This window comes from Streptomyces sp. NPDC048257, assembly GCF_043201855.1.
GTDB lineage: Bacteria > Actinomycetota > Actinomycetes > Streptomycetales > Streptomycetaceae > Streptomyces.
This window is the reverse complement of sequence record NZ_JBICZI010000020.1, coordinates 22,023-42,740: the sequence shown is the minus strand read 5'-3', so window position 1 is coordinate 42,740 and position 20,718 is coordinate 22,023. Positions and strand designations below refer to the sequence as shown.

19 protein-coding genes, 1 tRNA gene and 1 pseudogene are annotated in these 20,718 nt (G+C 71.8%); 10 read left to right on the top strand and 11 right to left on the bottom strand.

Annotated features, from left to right (window positions below):
• Positions 1-141: 141 nt before the first annotated feature.
• Positions 142-738, bottom strand: a complete 597-nt coding sequence (locus tag ACGFZK_RS28725) for a histidine phosphatase family protein (protein ID WP_393851753.1) — start codon at positions 736-738, stop codon at positions 142-144.
• A gap of 122 nt (positions 739-860) precedes the next feature.
• On the opposite strand from ACGFZK_RS28725, the gene ACGFZK_RS28720 reads away from it, so the two are divergent.
• Genes ACGFZK_RS28720 through ACGFZK_RS28710 form a run of 3 tightly spaced genes read left to right on the top strand, consistent with a single transcriptional unit; the run spans position 861 to position 4,977 of the window.
• The gene (locus tag ACGFZK_RS28720) at positions 861-2,069 is read left to right on the top strand and encodes a hypothetical protein (protein WP_393851752.1); all 1,209 of its coding nucleotides are present in this window, start codon (positions 861-863) and stop codon (positions 2,067-2,069) included.
• Complete coding sequence (locus ACGFZK_RS28715; RefSeq protein WP_393851751.1) at positions 2,057-3,640, top strand: hypothetical protein; 1,584 nt, start codon at positions 2,057-2,059, stop codon at positions 3,638-3,640. Before ACGFZK_RS28720 ends, ACGFZK_RS28715 begins: the two co-directional genes overlap by 13 nt.
• The gene (locus ACGFZK_RS28710; RefSeq protein ID WP_393851750.1) at positions 3,637-4,977 is read left to right on the top strand and encodes an AAA domain-containing protein; all 1,341 of its coding nucleotides are present in this window, start codon (positions 3,637-3,639) and stop codon (positions 4,975-4,977) included. The genes ACGFZK_RS28715 and ACGFZK_RS28710 overlap by 4 nt, the downstream gene beginning before the upstream one ends.
• Positions 4,978-5,022: 45 nt before the next feature.
• On the opposite strand, the gene ACGFZK_RS28705 is transcribed toward ACGFZK_RS28710, so the two are convergent.
• Positions 5,023-5,499, bottom strand: coding sequence for a MarR family winged helix-turn-helix transcriptional regulator (locus ACGFZK_RS28705; protein WP_393851749.1), 477 nt, complete (start codon positions 5,497-5,499; stop codon positions 5,023-5,025).
• Between the two features lie 114 nt (positions 5,500-5,613).
• On the opposite strand from ACGFZK_RS28705, the gene ACGFZK_RS28700 reads away from it, so the two are divergent.
• The 4 genes and pseudogenes from ACGFZK_RS28700 to ACGFZK_RS28685 all read left to right on the top strand — a co-directional run bounded on the left by ACGFZK_RS28700 (position 5,614) and on the right by ACGFZK_RS28685 (position 7,623).
• Entirely contained in the window at positions 5,614-6,183 is a 570-nt protein-coding gene (locus tag ACGFZK_RS28700) for an NADPH-dependent FMN reductase (RefSeq protein WP_393851748.1), read from the top strand.
• A 262-nt stretch (positions 6,184-6,445) separates the two neighbouring features.
• A complete protein-coding gene (locus ACGFZK_RS28695; protein ID WP_393851747.1) occupies positions 6,446-6,793 on the top strand; it encodes a hypothetical protein in 348 nt (115 codons plus the stop codon).
• 141 nt (positions 6,794-6,934) lie between these two features.
• A pseudogene (locus ACGFZK_RS28690) lies at positions 6,935-7,559 on the top strand (bifunctional DNA primase/polymerase).
• A tRNA-Lys gene (locus ACGFZK_RS28685) sits at positions 7,550-7,623 on the top strand. Before ACGFZK_RS28690 ends, ACGFZK_RS28685 begins: the two are co-directional and overlap by 10 nt.
• A 41-nt stretch (positions 7,624-7,664) precedes the next feature.
• On the opposite strand, the gene ACGFZK_RS28680 is transcribed toward ACGFZK_RS28685, so the two are convergent.
• Entirely contained in the window at positions 7,665-8,900 is a 1,236-nt protein-coding gene (locus ACGFZK_RS28680; RefSeq protein WP_393851746.1) for a M6 family metalloprotease domain-containing protein, read from the bottom strand.
• Positions 8,901-9,171: 271 nt separating this feature from the next.
• Between ACGFZK_RS28680 and ACGFZK_RS28675 the strand changes: the two genes are divergently transcribed.
• Together ACGFZK_RS28675 and ACGFZK_RS28670 are read left to right on the top strand one after the other, a co-directional pair.
• Positions 9,172-11,118: a putative bifunctional diguanylate cyclase/phosphodiesterase gene (locus ACGFZK_RS28675; RefSeq protein ID WP_393851745.1), complete on the top strand. Its 1,947-nt coding sequence runs from the start codon at positions 9,172-9,174 to the stop codon at positions 11,116-11,118.
• A gap of 137 nt (positions 11,119-11,255) precedes the next feature.
• Complete coding sequence (locus tag ACGFZK_RS28670) at positions 11,256-11,966, top strand: ALF repeat-containing protein (RefSeq protein WP_393851744.1); 711 nt, start codon at positions 11,256-11,258, stop codon at positions 11,964-11,966.
• Between the two features lie 40 nt (positions 11,967-12,006).
• Here ACGFZK_RS28670 and ACGFZK_RS28665 read toward each other — a convergent pair whose 3' ends face one another.
• The 4 genes from ACGFZK_RS28665 to ACGFZK_RS28650 all read right to left on the bottom strand — a co-directional run bounded on the left by ACGFZK_RS28665 (position 12,007) and on the right by ACGFZK_RS28650 (position 15,128).
• Positions 12,007-13,317: a tachylectin-related carbohydrate-binding protein gene (locus ACGFZK_RS28665; RefSeq protein ID WP_393851743.1), complete on the bottom strand. Its 1,311-nt coding sequence runs from the start codon at positions 13,315-13,317 to the stop codon at positions 12,007-12,009.
• A 97-nt stretch (positions 13,318-13,414) separates the two neighbouring features.
• The gene (locus tag ACGFZK_RS28660) at positions 13,415-14,620 is read right to left on the bottom strand and encodes a peptidase S1 and S6 (RefSeq protein ID WP_393851742.1); all 1,206 of its coding nucleotides are present in this window, start codon (positions 14,618-14,620) and stop codon (positions 13,415-13,417) included.
• A 44-nt stretch (positions 14,621-14,664) separates the two neighbouring features.
• The gene (locus ACGFZK_RS28655; RefSeq protein WP_393851741.1) at positions 14,665-14,940 is read right to left on the bottom strand and encodes a hypothetical protein; all 276 of its coding nucleotides are present in this window, start codon (positions 14,938-14,940) and stop codon (positions 14,665-14,667) included.
• A 5-nt stretch (positions 14,941-14,945) separates the two neighbouring features.
• Complete coding sequence (locus tag ACGFZK_RS28650; protein WP_393851740.1) at positions 14,946-15,128, bottom strand: hypothetical protein; 183 nt, start codon at positions 15,126-15,128, stop codon at positions 14,946-14,948.
• Positions 15,129-15,393: 265 nt separating this feature from the next.
• Between ACGFZK_RS28650 and ACGFZK_RS28645 the strand changes: the two genes are divergently transcribed.
• The gene (locus ACGFZK_RS28645; protein ID WP_393851739.1) at positions 15,394-16,380 is read left to right on the top strand and encodes a LuxR C-terminal-related transcriptional regulator; all 987 of its coding nucleotides are present in this window, start codon (positions 15,394-15,396) and stop codon (positions 16,378-16,380) included.
• 3 nt (positions 16,381-16,383) lie between these two features.
• Here ACGFZK_RS28645 and ACGFZK_RS28640 read toward each other — a convergent pair whose 3' ends face one another.
• From ACGFZK_RS28640 to ACGFZK_RS28625, 4 genes are all read right to left on the bottom strand, one after another.
• Positions 16,384-16,620, bottom strand: coding sequence for a DUF397 domain-containing protein (locus tag ACGFZK_RS28640; RefSeq protein ID WP_393851738.1), 237 nt, complete (start codon positions 16,618-16,620; stop codon positions 16,384-16,386).
• Positions 16,580-17,428, bottom strand: coding sequence for a helix-turn-helix transcriptional regulator (locus ACGFZK_RS28635; RefSeq protein WP_393851737.1), 849 nt, complete (start codon positions 17,426-17,428; stop codon positions 16,580-16,582). Before ACGFZK_RS28635 ends, ACGFZK_RS28640 begins: the two co-directional genes overlap by 41 nt.
• A gap of 158 nt (positions 17,429-17,586) precedes the next feature.
• Positions 17,587-19,272 carry a glycosyl hydrolase family 18 protein gene (locus ACGFZK_RS28630; RefSeq protein WP_393851736.1) on the bottom strand — a complete coding sequence of 562 codons (1,686 nt, stop codon included), beginning with the start codon at positions 19,270-19,272 and terminating at the stop codon, positions 17,587-17,589.
• Positions 19,273-19,527: 255 nt separating this feature from the next.
• Positions 19,528-20,691 (bottom strand): LLM class flavin-dependent oxidoreductase, encoded by a 1,164-nt coding sequence (locus tag ACGFZK_RS28625; protein WP_393851735.1) that lies wholly within the window; start codon positions 20,689-20,691, stop codon positions 19,528-19,530.
• Between the last annotated feature and the right edge of the window lie 27 nt (positions 20,692-20,718).

Genomic DNA, 20,718 nt, shown 5'->3' with positions numbered 1-20,718 from the left:
CGCAGGGCAACCGCCCGAGGAGACACCCCGCCCCCCGCCCCCACGCACCGCCCCCACCAACGGGCCCGCACCACCCCAGCCCCGCCGGCGATTGAGGCGCGAGGTCCGGGCAGAGCCCGGGACAGAGCGCCGAAGCCAGCGCTACGCGTCGAGGTGGCCCGTGTCGTTCCACCGTTCCAGCGCCGGCGCGCCATAGGCCCAGCCCAGAACCGAGAGCGACGTCGGCTCCAGCCGGATCCGCGCGCCGAAGGACGCCTCGAAGCCCAGCCAGCGCGCGGCCAGCGTCCGCAGGATGTGCCCGTGCGCGAAGACCAGGACGTCGCGCTCCGCCGACCGCGCCCAGGCGACCACCTCGTCCGCCCGCGCCGCGACATCCGCGACGGACTCGCCGCCCGGGACGCCGTCGCGCCAGATGAGCCACCCGGGCCGGACCGCCTGGATCTCGGCCGGGGTCATGCCCTCGTAGTCGCCGTAGTCCCACTCCATCAGCGCGTCCCACGGCTCGGCCTGCGCCCCGAAGCCGGCCAGGTCGCAGCTCTCGCTCGCGCGCACCAGCGGGCTGGTGCGGACCTCCACACCCCGCAGGCCCCGCCACGGGTCACGGGCCAGCCGCTCGCCGAGCAGCTTGGCACCCCGCTTGCCCTCCTCCAGCATCGGCACGTCCGTGCGTCCGGTGTGCTTGCCGAGCTGTGACCACGCCGTCTGGCCGTGGCGGGCCAGCAGGATGCGGGGGGCCATGTGAATTCTCCTGGTTCCTCAGAGTTCGTACGGTTATACGGTGGTTCCTCGTCCGTACATCATCCATCACCCGCCCCACCCCGCCCCCACGGCCGGTTTCCGCACTAAGTCCACGATTGTCAGTGGCGGATGGGACACTTCCGCGGGTGAGCTCCTACCCGCCCAGCAACATCGCGCCGCCGACGACATTGCGGCAGCGGCTCGCCGGTCTGCGCGGCCCCGCCGTGCCGCCCCGCCCGCTCGACGCCCGGGCGCTCGCAGCCCTCGCCGCCAATCCCGGCTGCGGCAGACGCGCCCTCCTCGACGGCGCCGGCGTCGACAAGACCGCCCTCGCCACGGCACTCGGCTCCCCCGCCTCCTTCGGGCAGTCGCAGTTCGCCATCGTCCGCGGGAACTCCTTCGAGGCCAAGGTCAAGGGCGACGGCGGGGCCGAACTGCTGCGGCTGGTCCACGCGCACCTCGCGGCCGCCACCGAGCCCCCCGGCCCCGGCGCCCGCGTCCCCGACCTCACCGCCGCCGGGCCCGAGGGCCGCGCCGCCCGGACGGCGCTCGCCCTGCGCGAGGCGACCGCCGCCGGCCTGGAGACCGGGGCGTGGACGCTGCTGGACCACCCGATGCTCGCCCTTGAGGTGGCCGGCTCCCCCGCCTACCTGGAGCCCGACGCCGTCGTCGTGCACCCCGACGGCCGCTGGACCGTCGTGGAGATCAAGTCGTTCCCGATGATCGACGGCGCCGCCGACGCCGCGAAGGTGGGCGCCGCCGCCCGCCAGGCCGCCGTCTACGTCCTGGCCCTGGAGAAGACCGCCGCGAAACTGCCCGGCGCCGAGGTCGGGCACACCGTGCTGCTGGTCTGCCCCAAGGACTTCTCCAACCTGCCCACCGCGTCCCCCGTCGACATCCGCCGCGAGCGCTCCGTGACCCGCCGCCAGCTGGACCGGCTGACCCGCGTCGAGGAGCTGGCCGCGGCTCTGCCCGAGGGCCTCAGCTTCGACCCGGCGACCAGAACCGCCGAGGAGCTCGTCGAGGCGGTGTCCGCGGTGGACGCCGCCTACGCCCCCGAGTGCCTGGCCGCCTGCGAGCTGGCCTTCCACTGCCGCGACCGGGCCCGCGCCGACGACAGCGTCACCGCGCTGGGCCGGTCCGTACGGGGTGAGCTGGGCGCGCTGACCACCGTCGGGGCCGCCCTCGCGGCGGCCTCGGGGACCGGTTGCTCCGAGGATCCGACCGCCGCCGCCCTGCTCCGCGCCGCCCGGCTGCGCGCCGAGGCCCTGGAGCCGGCCGCCGCCCGTCCGCCGCACCACGTCCCGGAGACCCCCGCATGCCCCTGCTGAGCACCCTGGCCCGGCTGCAGGCCGTACGGGCGGGCCGCGCCCAGCCGCTCGCGACCGTACGGCACCGCCACCTGAGCGAGACCCCGCTGGTCCTCGTGCCGCTGACCACGGCCGGTGAGGCGGGCGCCCCGCTGGGCGCCATGGTCGGCACCGACCGGCACGCGCCGCAGGTGTTCGTGATACCCCAGCCGCGCGACCGCGACCGGCGCTGGGCCTTCCTCGCGGACCTCGCGGTGCAGGTCCTGACCCACATCGACGCGTACGCGGACGCCGTGGAGCCGGCCGAGCGCAGCGAGACCGACCCGGAGACGGGCAAGCGGGTCAAGGTCGAGACCGAGCTGTGCGTGGACGCGCCCCAGCTGATCGTGCCGAGCCGGGCGGGCATCGAGTACGTACGGCTGCTCGGGCGCTCGATGCGGTTCCGGCGCACCGCCGAGGAGGACCCGGACAATCCGTATCCGGCGCCCTCGCAGGTGCCGATGCTCGGGCGTTGGTTCACCCACCTCGCCGAGCGCTCTCGGGTGCCCGGCTCCTCGATGCTGCTGTCGGCCACCGACCTGCTGTCCCGGCACTGGGCCACCGGTCAGAGCAATCTGGAGGACCAGCACCTGGGCGCGCTCCTGGGCTGGATCGACCCGCCCGAGGGCCGGTCGGGCGCCGAAGAGGCCCACCGGGCCGAGCTGGGCCGCGACCGGGACGGACAGCTGCTGTGCCCGCCGGCCGGTCCGGCCACCGACCCGGCCTTCGACAACAGGCTGCTGGCTCCGGCGATCGTCCGCTACGACGCGGCGCGCGCAGCCCTGGCGGCCGGTCCCGGGGACGACGACCGCCACGTACGGTCGGCCGAGGACGAGGTGCGCCGCCTTGTCGTGTCGCAGATGTCGGGCACGTGGTGGAAGACCTGGGAGGCGATCGACCTGCTGCGCACCCTGCCTCCGGGCGAGCGCGCGGAGGAGCGCTGGACGCGCGACCGCTGGTCGTACACCGGCCACCGGGACCGGGTGCGGGCGGGCGAGCCGCCGCAGCCGCGCCGCGACGACGCGGTGACGGCGGCCCAGAAGCTGGCCACGCGGGAGACGGAACAGGTGCGGCTCGACGCCCAGGAGGCGCTCGACGACCCCCTGGTGATGGCGGGCCGGCGGTTCGCGGGCGAGGCTTTCGCCGGTGAGGTCACCGAGGTGGTGATGGAGTGGACGGAGTCCAAGCGGCCGAGCCCGCGCCCGCTGGTGACGGTGGCCACGGAGGACCGGCCGCAGCTCGCGGACGGGGGCGGCGGGAAGGTGTTCCGCTCGCTGGACGGGCGCCCGCAGAGCGCGCGGTTCGTACGCTGGGAGGAGGACGGGCAGCTGGTGCTGCGGCTCCTCGACAAGATGGGCCGCGGCAGGGACCCGGAGCCGGGGTCGGTCCCGGAGAAGGGCGACCGGGTCTGCTGGACGCTCTTCGAGCACGACGCGCGCGGCGGCCCGAAGCTCCCGGAGCCCGAGCAGACCCCGTGGACCCACGGCGGCCCGCCCGGGTCGGCGGGCGCCCTCCCCCTGCCCGACTCCGTGACCGACGAGGACCTCCTGTGACCACGACCGCTCCCTTCGACCCGGGCGCGGCGGCCGCCCGGGCGACCGCCGCGATCCTGGCCGACACCCTGCACGGGACCGAGCGGGGCGTGGTCGTCGACTCCCCGCCCGGGGCCGGCAAGTCCACGCTGGTGGTGCGCGCGGCGCGGGAGCTGGCCGCCGCCGGGCGCCGGCTGATGGTGGTGGCGCAGACCAACGCGCAGGTCGACGACCTGGTGCTGCGGCTCGCCGACAAGGATCCGGAGCTGAAGGTCGGCCGGCTGCACAGCAGCGAGGGGGACGCGTACGACCCGGCGCTGCGCGAGCTGCCCTCGGTGACCCTCTCGGCCAAGCCGGGGGACCTGGCGGAGCTGCCGATCACCATCTCCACGGCGGCGAAGTGGGCCTTCGTCAAGGACGTCGAGCCCTGGCAGCACGCCATCGTCGACGAGGCGTACCAGATGCGCTCGGACGCGCTGCTGGCCGTGGCCGGGCTGTTCGAGCGGGCGCTGTTCGTGGGCGACCCGGGGCAGCTGGACCCGTTCAGCGTGGTCGGCGCGGAGCAGTGGGCGGGCCTGTCCTACGACCCCTCCGCCTCGGCGGTGAGCACCCTGCTCGCGCACAACCCGCAGCTGCCGCAGCACCGGCTGCCGGTGTCCTGGCGGCTCCCGGCGTCGGCGGCCCCGCTGGTCTCCCGCGCCTTCTACCCGTACACGCAGTTCCGCAGCGGTACGGGCCCGGGCGAGCGGCGGCTGTCGTACGGGGTCCCCTCGGACGGGTCGGGCCCGGACCGGGTCCTGGACGAGGCGGCCGAGGCGGGCTGGGGCCTGCTGGAGCTGCCCGCCCGGCACACCCCGCGCACCGACCCGGAGGCGGTCCGGGCGGTGGCCGCGGTGGTCCGCCGGGCGCTGGACCGCGGGGCGGTGACCTCGGACGAGCAGTCCCCGGACCCGGCCCCGCTGACGGCGGACCGGATCGCGGTCGGCACGGCCCACCGCGACCAGGCGTCCGCGGTCCGCGCGGCGCTGGCCGCGCTCGGGGTCACCGGGGTCACGGTGGACACCGCGAACCGGCTGCAGGGCCGCGAGTACGACCTCACGGTGGTCCTGCACCCCCTGTCGGGCCGCCCGGACGCGACGGCCTTCCACCTGGAGACGGGCCGCCTGTGCGTGCTGGCCTCCCGGCACCGGCACGCGTGCGTGGTGGTGGCGCGGGCGGGGATAGCGGAGCTGCTGGACGACCACCCCTCGACGGAACCGGTCCAGCTGGGCGTGACGGTGAAGTTCCCGGACGGCTGGGAGGCGAACCACTCGGTCCTGGCCCATCTGGCGGAGCACCGGGTGTCCTGGCGCCCGTAGGGGCGGGGTTCCATGAGCCCGGGGGCGGAACCGGGTCGCGCCGGGTCAGGCCTTGCGGCGGGCGCCGAGGCGTTCGCGCAGGACCTCGCCCACCTCGGCGAAGGTGCGCAGCTGCTCCGGCGTCAGGGCGTCGATCAGGTGGCGGCGTACGGACTCCACGTGGAGCGGGGCGGCCTCCGTGATCATGGTGACGCCGGCGTCGGTGAGGACCACTTCCGCGCCGCGGCCGTCGGTGGCCACCTCCTCGCGGCGGACGGCGCCGCGCTGTTCCATGCGGGTGAGCTGGTGGGACAGCCGGCTGCGTGACCAGCGCATCAGCTCGGCCAGGGCGCTGATGCGCATCCGGTGGCCGTCGGTGGAGCCGAGCACCGACAGGACGTCGTAGTCGGCCTCGCTGAGTCCGCTGTCCTGGTTGAGGTCGCGCGCGATCTCCGCGTTGACCAGCGGGAACATGCGCCGCCACGCGTACCAGGCGTCCTGTTCGGACGCGGTGAGCCAGCGGGGCCCGGGTGCGGGGGTCATGCCTGCCACTCTAGCCAGGTCGGTGACACATCACTTATCTAGTTGACATGTCATTCAGATCCTGGGTTTCATCAGATGACACATCAACAACCGCACCGACCGGAAGCACCCACCATGACCCGTCTGCACGTCATCTCCGCCGCGACCCGCCCGACCTCCTCCGGCCGCCCCCTCGCCGCCTGGGTCACCGAGCAGGCCCGCGAGCGTGACGGCTTCGACGTCACGTCCGTCGACCTCGCCGAGATCGCCCTGCCCTTCCTCGACGAACCCGAGTACGCCTCCACCGGCAACTACGCCCATCAGCACACCCGCGACTGGAGCGCCCTGGTCGACTCGGCCGACGCCTTCCTCTTCGTCCTGCCGATGTACAACGGCGGCTTCACCGCCCCCTTCAAGAACGCCATCGACTTCCTCTACAACGAGTGGAAGGGCAAGCCGGTCGGCATCGTCAGCTACAGCGCCGGCCCCACCGGCGGCGCCCCGGCCGCCGCGATGCTGCTCCCGGTCCTCACCCGGCTGGGCATGCTGCCCGCCGAGCACTCCGTCGCCGTCCCGGGCATCCCCAAGCTGATCGGACCCGACGGCTTCCAGGCCCCCGAGGCACTCGCGGGCGAGCTCGCCGCAGTCCTGGACGACGTGGCCGAACTGGCGGCGCAGCGCGCCGCGGAGGCCGTCACGGTGTGACCGGCGCGTCGCCGTCGGCGCAGGAGCGTGCCGACGGCGGGTACTTGGGGTGCGGGGTGACGTGCATTCCGAAGGCCGCGGCCGGCGCCTGACCGGCGCCGGCCGACCACCTGTACGACTCTCCCGCCACCGAACCTGTCCGTCTGCTCGGGCACCCCATCAGCCGTACAGGTGTTCCAGTCCGTCGCGCAGGGGTCTTGCGTGGCGTTGGACAATGGACGGTGGCCCGGAATCACTTCGCACGCGCAGCAGGAGGACACGCATGGCAGAGCCCGAGCGGACCGAGCGACGGCTACGGCCGGCGCCGCTGCTCTTCGAGCCCTCGGAGTCCGTGGCGGACCCGGAGCACTTCTTCGACCTGGAGTCGATCGAGGACCCGCGGGAGCTGTTGACCCGTGCGACCGAGCTGACGCTGGCCTTCCGGGCCGCGCAGGAGCGGGCGGTCGAGTTCCAGGCCCTGGCGGCGGCCCAGCTGGCCGATCCGCGACGGTTCGACCGGCTGTCGCCGGCGCTGATCGCCGAGCAGGCGGAGTGGACCGAGGACTATGCACGCAAGATGATCGAATTCGGCGAAACCCTCCAACGCGGCGCGGGCCCGGACCTCACCTAGGGGGCGCACCACCGCGGGTGCCGGTGAGTACGGCAGCGGTCCGGCATATGCGGGGCGCAACATACTCCTTCCGCAGGGGCCCTGTCCCGAATTTCGGTAACTCCCGGGGTTCGACCCGCTACGGCGGGTAGACCTTGGCATATGACGACGCTGACGACGGCCCACGGATGCACCGCCCTCCAAGCGCGCGGCGAGCGCACGCGCACGGCTCCCGCCACCCACGTCACCCCGCAGGGCGCCGCCTGGCTCAGCTCCGCATCCGCCCACCCCCGGCGCACCCTCGCGCTGTGGGAGGCGCGACCCGGGCTGCCCGCCACGCTGCCCTGCGGGGATCCCTTCGACGTCGTCAACGTCCCGCTCGTCCTCGGGCGCCGCATCCTGGACCTGCTCTGGGCCGAAGGCCCCGGCTCCGGTCCGGTCGCCGTGCACCGCGGCCGGATCCTGCTGTTCGCCGCTCCCGGCACCGCGCACCGGCTGCCCGCCCTGCTGGCGTGGGAGGAGTGGGGAGGTTCCCGCACCGCTCCGGCGCCGCTCTGCCACGGCCGCGGCGACGCCGTCACCGTGCCGCCGCTCGCCGCCACGTCCGGCGCCTCCCGGTGGCTCGTGGCGCCCGACGCGCGGGAGCCGTGGCTTCCCGGGCCCGAGGCCCTGCTCTGGGCCTTCGTACGGGCGGCCCGCACCCCCGCACCGACCGGACCTGGGGATATCGATTTTTCGTTCCGCGGATCCTCCTGCTAATGTCTTCCTCGTCAGCAAGCGCCGCTAGCTCAGTTGGTTAGAGCAGCTGACTCTTAATCAGCGGGTCCGGGGTTCGAGTCCCTGGCGGCGCACAGACGGAAGAAGGCCCCCACGCGAGTGGGGGCCTTCTTCGTCATGTCGTGATCTTCACCGTGTACGCGCCGGACCTGGTGCGGTCCGCCACCTCGATGGTGATCCGCTCCCCCGGCACGGTGTACGTCTCGCCCACCTCCAGCGGCGCGTCCGCCAGCGGCGGGTACACCGAGCGGTCCCAGCAGGCCTCCGTCGACGGGTGCGCGTCCAGCACCTCGATGGGACCGCCGCCCGACGAGGCCTCGTTGCGCACCCGGTAGACCAGGACGCCCTCCGTGCAGGTGTCCCCGTCGTTGCCGGCGGAGCCCCGCGCCTCGACGGCGATCGCGCTGCCGGGGCCCGTACGGATGACCGCGAGCCGGGTGCCGCCCGTCCCGCCGCTCGGCGGAGCCTCGGCCAGCGGCTGGAGGGTGTGCAGCGAGGAGCCCGACTGCACGCAGTCCACCTGGGACTCGTCCAGCCAGCCCAGCTTCCACTTGTGCCAGGCGAAGAGGTCCGGGGCCATGCCGAACTGGCTGCCCATGACGTCCCAGTCCCCGACGTAGGTGTCCCAGTCGCCCTTGCCGTCCGTGGGCCGGTGGTAGAGGTCGGGCAGGTCGAAGACGTGCCCGGTCTCGTGGGCCAGGACGTTGCGGTCGGGCGGGTGGCGTTCGAAGACGGTGACGATCCGCCGCAGTTCGGTGCCGTCCGCGACGATCGGGTGCTCGAAGTTGACGACCTTCGTGGCATCGGAGTCCACCCCGGGCGCGTCCGGGTCGGCGACGAAGTAGACGACGTCGTACTTGCGGAAGTCCACCTGGGCGTCGGCGGTGGAGACCGCGTCCCGCAGGTAGGCCGCCCGGTCCCCGGCGGCCCAGTCGCGCTTTATCCCGTACGCGGTGGACGGCTTGGGCATCCGCAGCCACTCCTTCTGCGGATGCGGGGCCAGCTTGAACCGCCCGTACGAGGCCTGCTCGAAGAAGTCGCTGGTGGCGGGGAAGTAGTCGCCGACGATCTCCTCGGTCTTGAGGGCGCTGGGGTGGTCGGGGAAGGAAAGGAAGACCATGACCGCGTCGAGTGTGCGCTCGGGTTTGGGATAGGCGCCGTTCCAGCTGTCCAGGCCGAGGGAGTGGTGCGCCGCGGTGCGGGTCAGCGCGCAGGGTCCGGCCCCGGAATCGGCCACCGCGGGCCCCGCGACGAGCGACATGGCGGCGAGCGCCGTCAGGGAGGTGAGCGCCGCGGCGGTACTTCGGATGCGGGAACAGTCCACTCCCCCGGGTGTCTGCTGTCGCGCCACATCGACCTCCGGTGGTGGATTCGTACCTGTTCATCCACCTTGAGGCGATTGTCTTACTAATGCCCTGTTCCGCTGCACCACACGAGTGAGTAATACGGCAAGCCGGTGACCCCCGGACTTCACGCGCCTGCCTACAGAACGTCACGACCGATCACCCGAGATCAGCAGGAGCCCTCGCTCGCTCAGAGCCGCGCAGAAACGATCGCGCGCTCTTCGGCCGTCGATCCGTCATCACACCGAACTCCCCCGTCTCAACCGGCGGCGCCGCTGGATGGGGCCTCCCGGCAGCCTCTATGATCGGCACACTTTCCTGCGCGGACACTCACGAACACTGCGGGAGCCAACGGTGAGCGGAACCTCAGAAGGAACCGGTTCGGCGGCCGACAGCATCCGATCGGCCATTACGGAGCGTTACCCGGCAGTGCCGGCAGTGCCGTCGACATCGGCCACCCAGGCCGCCCGGGCGGCCTCGCCGTCCCCGCACCGCGCCGAGTCCGAGCTGCGCGACTACCGGGCCGCCTTCAACGCGGCCCACCTCGCCATGGCGGTCGTGGACCGCGAGGGCTACGTGGTCGCCGCTAACCAGGCCTTCGCCGGGATGCTGGGCAGCGAGCCGCACGCACTCGTCCACCGGTGCGCCGCCGACCTGGTGGACCTGGCCGCGGAGGCCCGCACCTGGGCCGCGTACCAGGAGGTGCTCCGCGGCCGGCAGGCCCGGCTGCGCTGCACCCGCCGGCTCAAGCACCCCGACGGGCACTCGCTGTGGACCGAGGTCACCCTCGGGCCCGTCCCCGGCACCGGGGACGTCCTGTTGTCGGTGGCCGACATCAGCGACCGCCGCGACCTCCAGGCCCGCCTGCGGCACCTCCAGATGCACGACCCGGTCACGCGGCTGCCGAACCGTGCGCTGTTCTTCGAGCGGCTCTCCGCCGCCCTGGAGGCCTCCTCGTACGAACACGGCGGCGGCACCGGCCGGATCGGCCTGGTCTACCTGGACCTCGACGGGTTCAAGGCCGTCAACGACACCCTGGGCCACCGCGTCGGGGACCGGCTGCTGACCGCCGTCGCCGCCCGGCTGACCCAGTGCGCCGACCAGTCCGGGTACGGGCGCACCGGCGGGCATCTGGTCGCCCGCCTCGGTGGCGACGAATTCGCCCTGCTGGTCGAGGACTCCACCGGCACCGAACAGCTCACGGACCTGGCGCGGAGCGTCCTCGCGGCCGTACAGGAACCCTTCGACCTGGCCGGGCAGCGGCTGTCGGTCTCCGCGTCGATCGGAGTCGTGGAGCGGGCAACGGACGGCACCTCGGCGACCGGTCTGATGCAGGCCGCCGACACGACCCTCTACTGGGCCAAGGCGGACGGCAAGGCCCGCTGGACGCTCTTCGACCCGGAGCGCAACGCGCACCGCATGACCCGCCAGGCGCTCTCCTCCACGCTCCGGCCGGCGGTGGAGAGAAACGAGTTCGAGCTGGAGTACCAGCCGCTGGTGGACCTGGAGAGCGGCGCGGTGCGCGGGGTCGAGGCCCTGGTGCGCTGGAACCACCCGCAATTCGGCACGCTGACGCCGAATCGGTTCATCGGCATCGCCGAAGAGGACGGATCCATCGTCCAGTTGGGACAGTGGGTCCTGCGGACCGCCTGCCGCCAGGCCCGGCGCTGGCAGATCGAACAGCCCAGCGACTCCCCCGTCTTCGTGTCCGTCAACGTCGCCGTCCGGCAGGTCTGGGACTCGGACCTCGTGGGCGATGTCGCGGAGATCCTGGCCGAGACGGGCCTGGCCCCGCAGCTGCTGCAACTGGAACTGACCGAGTCGGCGGTGATGGGCTCGGCCGGCCGTCCCCTCCAGGCCCTTCAGGCGCTCAGCGACATGGGCGTGCGGATCGCGATCGACGACTTCGGCACCGGCTACTCGAACCTCGCCTACCTCAGCAGGCTTCCTGTATCAGTTCTGAAACTGGACGGTTCGTTCGTGCGCGGATTCCGCTACGACGAGGGCACGCACCCGAACCCGGCCGACGAAACGATCGTCGAGGCCCTGGTCCAGCTCGCGCACCGGCTCGGCCTGACGGTGACCGCGGAGTGCGTGGAGACCGCGGGACAGGCCGCACGACTGAAGCGCGTCGGCTGCGACACGGGCCAGGGCTGGCTCTACTCGCGGGCGGTGGCGCCCGAGCGGATCGCCGAGATGATCGGCACCAAGCCGGGTGCGCAATAGCCCTGCTAGCCGTTCCGCTTGGCTGTTTCGCGGGCTTCCAGGGGGTCTTTCCTCATTGGACAGCCCCGAATCCCCCTGTAACGATCTTCAGGCCAAAGGTTCTTGACCAAGTTCCTTGATCTGTGGGGGAAACCGCCATGAAGCTCACCCGTACCGCACTCGCCCTGACCGCCGTCGCCATCGCCCCGGCCCTGCTGCTCGCCACCCCGGCCCTCGCCTCCGCCGCGCCGGTCAAGGCGTCGGTCACGGCGCCGGCCGGCGCGGCGCTGGGCTCCGACACGGAGAACGCCGCCGCCATCGCCAAGATCCTGGCGGACCCGGCGAGCGGCAAGTCCGTGATCCGCGCGGCGAACGCGGCCCTCAGCGGCACCCCCGAGGACCGCGTGGCGTTCCTGACCACGGGCCTCGCGAAGGCACAGGACGAGGACAACACGGTCGCCATCCTCCGAATCCTGGCCGGCAAGCCCGGCAAGGGCGTGACCCGCGAGGCCAACAAGGCCCTCGACGGCACCCCGGCCGACCGCGTCGCCTTCCTCGCCACCGGCCTCGCCAAGGCACAGGACGAGGACAACACGGTCGCCATCCTCCGAATCCTGGCCGGCAAGCCCGGCAAGGGCGTGACCCGCGAGATCAACAAGGCCCTCGACGGCACCGCGGCCGACCGCGTCGCCTTCCTCGCCACCGGCCTGCGGCTCGCCCAGGCGGAGGACGACCGCGTCGCCGTCGCCACCATCCTCGCCCGCCCGGGCATCAGCGACGCGCTGTATGCGGAGATCCAGCGGCTCCTGGACGGCGGCACTCCGGAGGAGCTCCGGTACTTCATCACCGTCGGCCAGTACCAGTTCTGACACGAGGAGGCCGGACCGCCCGTCGGGCGGTCCGGCTGGGCTAGCCGTTCACGACCTTGTCGTAGCGCAGGGCGACGTAGCCCGAGGCGGCGTGGCCGGCGATGCGGCCGTCGCTGCCCCCGTTGAGGTAGTCCTGGCCGCGCATCATGTCGTCGTTGGTGTTGGCCTCGTGGATGTACGAGAACTTGCCGGCGGCCTTGTCGACCCACTTCTCGAAGAGCACCACGTGCCCGTCCAGGGTGTTCAGCGCGTCACCGGGCTGGAGGTCCGACTTGGAGATGGTGGCGGTGACGCCCGGCAGGCTCTGCGTCGTGTAGCTGGTACTGGCGTGCCAGACCATGGAGACGAAGCCGGAGCAGTCGGTGCGGTAGGTGTGGTCGCCGTCCGGGTCGGAGGCGTACGCGCCCTGGTTGTAGGGGACGTCCCGGCTCAGCCAGTTCGCGGCGCGGCTCATGATCTCGCTGCGGGCGATCTGCCCGCCCTTGGTGGAGGGGGTGGGGGTCGGGGGCGCCGGCGGCCGGTAGGTGCAGTCGCCCGCGAAGGCGGAGAGCAGGGTCTGGGTCCAGCCGCTCGCGTCGACCGGGTCGGCGGGGTGGTAGGCGATGTCATCGCCCTTGCCGTCGGTGGGGTCGGCGTCGTGGTACCAGTACATGCCGCCGTTCGTACGGCCGTAGTAGAGCCCGCCGCCGGGTGAGACCAGGCTGTCGACCGCCGACCAGCCGGAGCCCTTGAGCTCCGAACTCTCCCAGTCACCGACGCCGTTGATCTGGTAGGAGAGCAGCCGGCCGTCGGCGGTGCTGGCGATGAGGACGTCGTCGCCCGCGGCGGCCAGCGTCTTGAGGACGAAGCCCGTGTCGATCACCGCGTGCTTGGCGATGTGCGCCGGCCCGCTGGGCTTGGCCTGGGAGACGTTGTAGCGGTGGAGCTCGCCGGCGACCGTGCCGTAGAGGTGGCCGGCGCCGTCGTAGGTCATCTTGTCGAAGGTCCAGCCGCCGTCCCAGATCTTGGTGACTCCGGCCAGGGCCAGCGCGTTGTCGTTGGTCTGGATGTCGACGCGGTAGAGGTCGCCGGCCGTCGAGGTCACGAGAACGGTGTTGAAGTTGAGGGTGGCCATCGCCTTGGGCGTGAAGCCGAGGTTCGAGCCGATCAGGGTCTTCACCCGGTCGCCGGTGTTGGGGGATATCGCCGTGTAGGTGAGGCGGCCGTCGGCGAGGGTGCCGTAGACCGACACGTCGCCGCCGCAGATCGCGGCGGCCTGGGCCGGCGCCGAGGTGAGGGTGACCATGCCGAGGGTGGTGGCAGAGACGGCCAGGGTGGCGGCGAGGCGGCGCTTGAGGGACGACGAGAACATGGGTGTCTCCGGATTCTGGGCAGCCCTGACGTACGCGCGTCGGGCCGGGGAGGTGAGGGGGGAGAGAGCGGGAGAGCGGGCGGGACTCGGGGGCCGCTCAGTACCAGTTGTTGTTCAGGAAGTGGGTCCAGGCGCCGCAGGGCGTGCCGTACTGGCCGTCGATGTAGGACAGGCCCCACTTGATCTGGGTGACCGGGTTGGTGCGCCAGTCATCGCCGAAGGCGTCCATCTTGGAACCGGGCAGGGCCTGGGGGATGCCGTACGCCGTGGAGTTCGGGTTGTCGGCCCAGTAGCGCCAGCCGCTCTCCTTGTCCCACAGCTGCTCCAGGCAGTTCCACTGGGCGGTGCTGTTCCAGGCGCCGCCGTCGTGCTTGTTCATCAGGTCGCGGCCGGCCGCCTTCACGGCGGGTATGTCCTTGCCGTCGAGCGGGTCCACGGTGGTGGTGCAGCTGAAGGACGCCGGCTGGGCGGAGAGCAGCGCCTGCGTCCAGCCACCCGTGTTGACGGGGGTGTCGTTGTGGTAGGCGATGTCGGTGCCGCTGCCGTCGGCCGGGTTGGCGTCCTTGTACCAGTACATGGCGCCCGTGGTTTCGATCCGGCCGTAGTAGAGGCCCCCGCCGGGAGACACGACCTGGTCGAAGCCGGACCAGCCGGTGGTCTTGAGGTCGTCGCGGTCCCAGCTGCCGTCGCTGCCGATCTTGTAGGAGTGGAGCGCGCCGGCCGACGTGGTGGCGAGCAGCCGGTCGTCGCCGGCGGCCGTGAGGGTCTTCAGGACGAAGCCGGTGCCGATCTCCCTGCGCTGGCCGATGTGCGCCGAGCCGGTCGGCTTGGGCTGCGAGACCAGATATTGGAGGAGGACCCCGCCCGCCGTGCCGTACAGGTGCCCGTGTCCGTCGTAGGTGAGCTTGTCGTGGGTCCAGCCGCTGTCGAAGATCTTGACGGGCGGGCGCTCCAGGACGAGGGACTCGTTGTTGGTGAGGACGTCGAGGCGGTAGAGCGCACCGGACGTCGAGGTCACCAGAATCGTGTTGAAGTTGAGGGTGGCCATCGCCTTGGGCTCGAACCCCAGGGCCGCTCCGACCCGCACCTTCTTCAACTGGCCGGTGGCCGGGGTGATGGTGCTGAAGGTGAGGCGGCCGTCGGGCAGGACGCCGTAGATCGAGGCGGTCCCGCCGCAGGTGGTCGCGGCCTGTGCGGCCGGGGCGGCGGCGACGGCCGCGGCGGTGAGCAGTCCGGCACCGAGGGCGGTGGAGAGGGCGGCTACCGCGCTCTTGCGGGCAGCCTGACGGAGGGTGGTGGTCACTGCGTTCTCCTGGGGAACGTGCGCGGGGAGGGCCGGGGGTGCCGTCAGCGGTGCGGCTCGGTGGTGCGGTAGCCGTGCGCCCGCAGCGGGGCGCGGGCGCCGTCGAGGATGGCGTGGGCCTGGGTGAGGGCCGCGGCTTCGGAGGCGGCCCGCAGGAAGAGGTAGACGTGCACGCCGTCGTCGGCGGCTTTGGTCCGCAAGTGCTCGAGTCCGTGCGCGGCGGGGGTGTGGGCCCAGATCAGATCGGAGACGAGGGCGAGCACACGGGTGCTGACCGGATCATGACAAGGCCCTGAGAGGGAGGCTCGCACGACGCGCATGCCGGCTAGTCCCAGTTGATGCTGTCCTCGACGGACGTGGGCGCCGTGTCCCAGTTGATGCTGCCGTCGGCGGAGGCACTGATGTGGCGGCTCTCGGCGGAGACGGTCACCGAGGTGGTGGTGACCGCGCCGGCACAGAGGGCGGTGAAGACGGCGGCGACGGCGGCGAAGCGGGCGGTGCGGGACATGGTTTCCCCCAAGGTCAGGAGCCGGGAAGCGATTCGTTCGGTGCGGTGTGCTGCGCGCTGATCCGGATCGTCCTTGCGGCTCTGGCCTGAGTCGGTGACTTTCGTCCCCGCCGTCCCGGTGAACACCATGTTGCTGCCGTCAGGACCCGCGAAGAAGAGGTTCCGACTGTCACCAACAGGCCTGGCACCTTGGTGACAGACTTCGCCTACGATCACCGGGGCGGCGCTCGCCGGGCCCGCCCAACTACTGCTGGGGGGCTGGAACTTGCTGCAAACACTGGGCCTCGGGGCCGACGTGGAATCCGTGTACCGGGGCATGCTGGCCGACCCTTCGGGAGGCGTGGCCGAGCTGAGCGCCCGCCTCGGCCTCACCGAGACCCAGGTCCGCGAGGGCCTGGACCGGCTCGTCGACCTCGACCTGCTCAGACCGTCACGCGACTGCCCGGGCGCGCTGCGGGCGGTGAGACCCGAACTGGGCCTGGAGCTGCTGCTGCGCCGCCAGGAGGAAGAACTGGCCCGGCAGCAGCAGGAGCTGGCCCGCAGCAAGGCGGCGGCAGCGCAGGTGGTCTCCGAGTTCGCGGAGCTCAGCCCGAACACCGAGGTCGACGGCGCGGAACGGCTCGTGGGCATGGACGCCATCCAGAGCCGACTGGAGCAGCTGGCCCACGGGCTGACGCGGGAATGCCTGGCGATCCTGCCGGGCGGGGCGCTGTCCGAGGCGAGCCTGGAGTCCTCCCGGCCGCTGGACCGGCGTGCGCTGGCCCGCGGCATCGAGATGCGTTCGGTCTACCAGGACAGCGCGCGCAACGATCCCACGACACTGGCCTACGCCCGGTGGCTGACCGAGCAGGGCGGCCAGGTGCGGACCAGCCCGCTCCTGCCGCCCCGCCTCCTGATATTCGACCGGACCGTGGCGGTGGTCCCGATCGACCCCGACCACTCCCGGCTGGGCGCCCTGTGCACCAGCGCGCCCGGGATCGTGGCGTCCCTGGCCACCCTGTTCGAGCAGACGTGGAACTCCGCCGTACCGCTGGGAGCGGACCGCCCCCGCCCCAGCGACAGCCGCCCCACCGCGACGGAGCTCGAACTGCTGAAGCTCCTGGCCTCGGGCATGACGGACGAGGCCGCCGGCAAGCGCCTCGGGGTGTCCCTGCGGACCGTCCGCCGTCAGATGTCCGCCCTGATGGAACGCCTCCACGCGACGAGCCGCTTCGAAGCGGGCCTCAAGGCGGCGCAGCAGGGCTGGCTCTGACGGTCAGAGACTCCGGACGAAGCTGTCGAACGCGGCTGCCGTGACCGTGAAGACCGGCCCGTCGGGGTTCTTGGAGTCCCGGACAGCCACCCGGCCGTCTCCTCCGGTGGTTCCGCTGTACGAGGCCTTGCGCCAGGCGGCGGCACCGACCGGGGCGCACTCGACGCAATCGCCGCCGGTCCCGCCGCTGTAGCTGGACTTACGCCACAGCACGCCCGTCAGGTCCTGCGTGGTCCCCATAACGTTCCTCCCGTACACGGGCGATCAGAGCCGCCGATTCCTCCAGAGAGAGCGCTGCGGCCTGCAAATGGTCGTAGCGATGTGCACAGTCACTGGCCGTCTCGGGATTCGCTGTCACATGAGCCGAACCGTAGCTCTCGGCATAGACGATATCCGGGTCTCCTTCGAACCGGAGAACGTTGAACGCCCCAACAGTGGCAGGGTGATGGCCGGCACTGAAGGGAAGGATCTGGATCCGCATCTCGCGAGAATCCCGGAACTTCAGCAGGTGGCTCAGCTGGTCCCGCATTATTTCGCGGCCGCCGAATGGCCGGTGCAGCACCGCTTCATCCAGCACCACCCAGACAAGTGGCGGACGTTCCCGGGTCAGGATGCGCTGGCGCTCCATCCTCGCGGCGACCGCCTCGTCGAGTTTCTCTCCCCACCCCGCCTGGAGGACCGCTCGTGCGTACGCCTCGGTCTGCAGGAGTCCGTAGACCAGCTGAGGCTGGAACGAGGAGATGTGCGTCGCCCTGGCCTCCATCTCCGCATAGGCCTGAAACCAGGCTGGCAGCTGACTCCGCAGGACCAACCCCACCAGGCGGGAGAACACACCACCCGTGCCCAGCGCAGCGTCCACCCGTTCGGAGAAGTCCCGCGTCGGGACCCGCTTGCCGTTCTCGATCATGCCGATCAGGGAACCGGTGCAGAAGATGATCGCGCCCAGCTGCGCCTGCTTGAGGCCCGCCTCTTCTCTCAGCCGGCGCAGCTCGTAGCTGTAGTAGTCCAGCGGCGAGGCGCTGGGATCGATGTCACGGACGACAGCCATGGGAACGGCACCTCCAAGCGGAGAACGAGCTTGTGGCCGAGCGTAGCGACGTCGACACGCACCGGTGTCGGGAATCCCGCAACCATGTCACACACCTCCGCCCCACCCCCGGAGAGGGGGCAGGGCGGAGGCGTCGCTCGGCGCGGGGTGGGGGGAGATCAGCAGGCGCCGAGGTCCTTCCAGACACCCCACTCACCCGTGGTGCCCGGGGTCTCGTTCTGTGTCCACCACTGGGCCTTGTACTTGCGGCCGTTGTGGGAGACCTCCGTGCCGCCGGTGTAGACCGTGCCCGCGACGTACGCCGGGGTCGAGCCGCAGCCGGTGGTCGGCGGGGTCGTCGGAGGCGTGGTCGGCGGCGTCGTGGGCGGGGTGGTCGGCGGCGTGGTCGGCGGGACCGTGGCGGAGCCGAGCGCGTCCGAGATCTGGTTCAGCAGCGTGGTGTTGTTGTCCAGGCCGAGCAGGGAGTACATCATCGCGCCGGCCAGGCCGCGCTGCTTGCCGTAGTCGACCCGGGCCTGGATGGACTTCTGGTTCAGGCCGGTGAAGAACTCGCCGTCCTTGTAGAAGTACGAGGCCTTGGCCTGGTCGTCCCAGAAGGTGGTCGCCGGGTTGTCGACGAGGCCGCCGAGCTCCTTGTAGTTGGCGATGCCGGCCTGCTGGCTGGTGGGCCGGGCGCCCGAGGCGCCGGTCGCGGACTGGGCGAGGCCGTTGTTCGCCCCGACGGGGACGCCCTTCCAGCCGCGGTAGTAGAACTCGTAGCCCAGGGTCAGCTTGCCGGCGGGGAAGCCGCCGGTGATCCCGTAGGCCGCGTTGCCGTCGATCCAGGAGTCGATCGCGTTGTCGATGCTGTACTTCTGGGTGCCCGGCGCGATCGGGTCGGTCGGGTCGCCCGCCGGGGAGTAGAGCGGGGACTGGTGGTACGTCGGGCCGTCGCTGTCCCAGGCGCCGTGCATGTCGTACGTCATGATGTTCGCGTAGTCGAGGTACGCGCCGATCTTGTCCGTCTCGATGTACTTGATCTTGTCCTGGCCGGCCGGGAGCGCCGAGGTCAGCAGGTACTTCTTGCCGCCGTTGGCCGCGCCGTGGGCGTCGAGCTGCTCGCGGAACTCCTTGAGCAGGAGCGTGAAGTTCTGCTTGTCCTCGGGGGCGTAGTGGTTGCCGAGGTGGCCGCCGGACGAGCCGGGGTACTCCCAGTCGATGTCGATGCCGTCGAAGATGCCGGCCGCGACGCCCTGGCCGCCGTAGCCGCCCTCGACCGGCAGGTTGCCCTTGATGTACTGGTCGATGCAGGAGGACACGAGCTTCTTGCGGGAGGCGTCGGTCTTCGCCGCGTCGCTGAAGTACTTGGAGTAGGTCCAGCCGCCCAGCGAGATGTTGATCTTCAGGTGGGGGTACTTGGCCTTCAGCTGCTTGAACTGGTTGAACACGCCGACGATCGGCTGGTCCCACTTGTCGGCGACCCCGCTGACGCTGTCCGCGGCGCTGAAGGACTTCTGGTAGTCGGCGTACGAGTCACCCGCGCCGTCACCGGCGTTGGGGTTGTTGTCGTCGCCCGCCGCCTTGTTCGCCTCGAAACAGGTGAGGTTGGTGGGGTGGATGTTGCCGAACGAGTAGTTGATGACGTCCAGCTTGCCCGCGATGCCACGGGTGTCGAGGTGCTTGGGGTAGAAGGCGTTCCCGTACACGCTCCACTGGTCGTAGTAGGCGATGCGGACACCACCCGCCGCGGCGGTGGTGCCGGCGCCGGCGGCCTGGGCCGTGCCGAGTCCCGCGAAGGAGGCCAGCGCTCCGGCTGCCAGCGCGGCCGTGGCGGCGGCAGCGATGAGGGGTTTACGGATGTGCATGAACTGTCTCCGTGGGGGTGGGAGGGGAGATCAAGCGGTTCGGGTGAGAGAAGTGATAGCGATCACCTCAGCCCCGCGTCAATGGTTCGGACCAAAGAAGGACTAGACCACTCCCGCGATATTTCCCCAAGTCAGAGACCTGAGCGCACATCAGAAACCGCTCGCCACCCCGGGTGACGAGCGGTTTAAGGCTGCCTTCAGGCGGCCCCTCGCAAGGTTTCGGCAACAAACCAGCCAAACGCCGTTCGCATGCCGTCAATCAGCGGCGGGCGCCTGCGCGGGCATGCCGTACGCATCTGCGACGAGGTCGTACGAACGCAACCGGGCCGCCCCGCTATGGGCGTTGGCGGTCAGCATCAGCTCGTCCGCGCCCGTCCGCTTCACCAGGTCGTCCAGTCCGGTGCGGACCTCGTCCGGGGTGCCGTGGACGACGTTCGCCAGCCAGCCGTCCACGAACTCCCGCTCCGGCGGGGAGAAGTCGTACGCCGCCGCCTCCTCGGGCGTCGGGATCAGGCCGGGCCGTCCGGTGCGCAGGCGCAGCATCGACAGCGCACCCGTGAGCACCTGGGCGCGGGCCTGCGCGTCGGTGTCGGCGGCGAGCGCCGAGACTCCGATGACGGCGTAGGGGGCGTCGAGGACGGCCGAGGGGCGGAAGCTCTGCCGGTAGAGGTCGAGTGCGGGCAGGGTGCCGGCCGCGGAGAAGTGGTGGGCGTAGGCGAAGGGCAGGCCGAGCTCGCCGGCGAGGCGGGCGCTGAAGCCGGAGGAGCCGAGCAGCCACAGCGGCGGCCGTCCGGCGGGGCCCTGGACCGGCCCCGGTACGGCGTGCACGCGGGCGTACGGGTGCCCGTCCGGGAAGTCGTCGTCGAGGAAGCGGGTGAGCTCCGCGAGGCGCCGGGGGAACTCGTCCGCGGCCTCGTCGAGGCGCCCGGGCCCGCGCAGTGCGGCGGCCGTGCGGCCGTCGGTGCCCGGGGCGCGGCCGAGTCCGAGGTCGATGCGGCCGGGCGCGAGCGCCTCAAGGGTGCCGAACTGCTCGGCGACGGCGAGCGGGGCGTGGTTGGGCAGCATGACCCCGCCGGAACCGAGCCGGATGCGGGAGGTGTGCGCGGCGAGGTGGGCCAGGATCACGGCGGGCGAGGAGCTGGCGACGCCGGGCATGGAGTGGTGCTCGGCCACCCAGTGGCGGTGGTAGCCGCGGGACTCGGCGAGGCGGGCGATGTCCACGCTCGTGCGGAGGGAGGCGTGGGCGGTGCTGCCCGCGCCGACGGTGACGAGGTCCAGAACGGAGAGGGGCACGGTCGCCCGGCCGTGCGCGGTGCCGCGGATCCCGTTCCGGCCCGCGCTCCCGTTCCGGTTCCCGTCCCCGCCTGCGCCCGCGCCGGCGCTCGCGCTGTCCCGGGTGTCGTCCCCTGTGTCACTCATCGTCGCTCCTGTTTCGCTCTACCGTGC

Coding starts and splice junctions, on each gene's coding strand:
- ACGFZK_RS28665 (WP_393851743.1), bottom strand. CDS start 13,317: ATGTTCTCGTCGTCCCTCAAGCGCCGCCTCGCCGCCACCCTGGCCGTC.
- ACGFZK_RS28655 (WP_393851741.1), bottom strand. CDS start 14,940: ATGCGCGTCGTGCGAGCCTCCCTCTCAGGGCCTTGTCATGATCCGGTC.
- ACGFZK_RS28630 (WP_393851736.1), bottom strand. CDS start 19,272: ATGCACATCCGTAAACCCCTCATCGCTGCCGCCGCCACGGCCGCGCTG.
- ACGFZK_RS28705 (WP_393851749.1), bottom strand. CDS start 5,499: ATGACCCCCGCACCCGGGCCCCGCTGGCTCACCGCGTCCGAACAGGAC.
- ACGFZK_RS28715 (WP_393851751.1), top strand. CDS start 2,057: ATGCCCCTGCTGAGCACCCTGGCCCGGCTGCAGGCCGTACGGGCGGGC.
- ACGFZK_RS28650 (WP_393851740.1), bottom strand. CDS start 15,128: ATGTCCCGCACCGCCCGCTTCGCCGCCGTCGCCGCCGTCTTCACCGCC.
- ACGFZK_RS28625 (WP_393851735.1), bottom strand. CDS start 20,691: ATGAGTGACACAGGGGACGACACCCGGGACAGCGCGAGCGCCGGCGCG.
- ACGFZK_RS28640 (WP_393851738.1), bottom strand. CDS start 16,620: ATGGGGACCACGCAGGACCTGACGGGCGTGCTGTGGCGTAAGTCCAGC.
- ACGFZK_RS28695 (WP_393851747.1), top strand. CDS start 6,446: ATGGCAGAGCCCGAGCGGACCGAGCGACGGCTACGGCCGGCGCCGCTG.
- ACGFZK_RS28670 (WP_393851744.1), top strand. CDS start 11,256: ATGAAGCTCACCCGTACCGCACTCGCCCTGACCGCCGTCGCCATCGCC.
- ACGFZK_RS28725 (WP_393851753.1), bottom strand. CDS start 738: ATGGCCCCCCGCATCCTGCTGGCCCGCCACGGCCAGACGGCGTGGTCA.
- ACGFZK_RS28635 (WP_393851737.1), bottom strand. CDS start 17,428: ATGGCTGTCGTCCGTGACATCGATCCCAGCGCCTCGCCGCTGGACTAC.
- ACGFZK_RS28675 (WP_393851745.1), top strand. CDS start 9,172: ATGGGGCCTCCCGGCAGCCTCTATGATCGGCACACTTTCCTGCGCGGA.
- ACGFZK_RS28700 (WP_393851748.1), top strand. CDS start 5,614: ATGACCCGTCTGCACGTCATCTCCGCCGCGACCCGCCCGACCTCCTCC.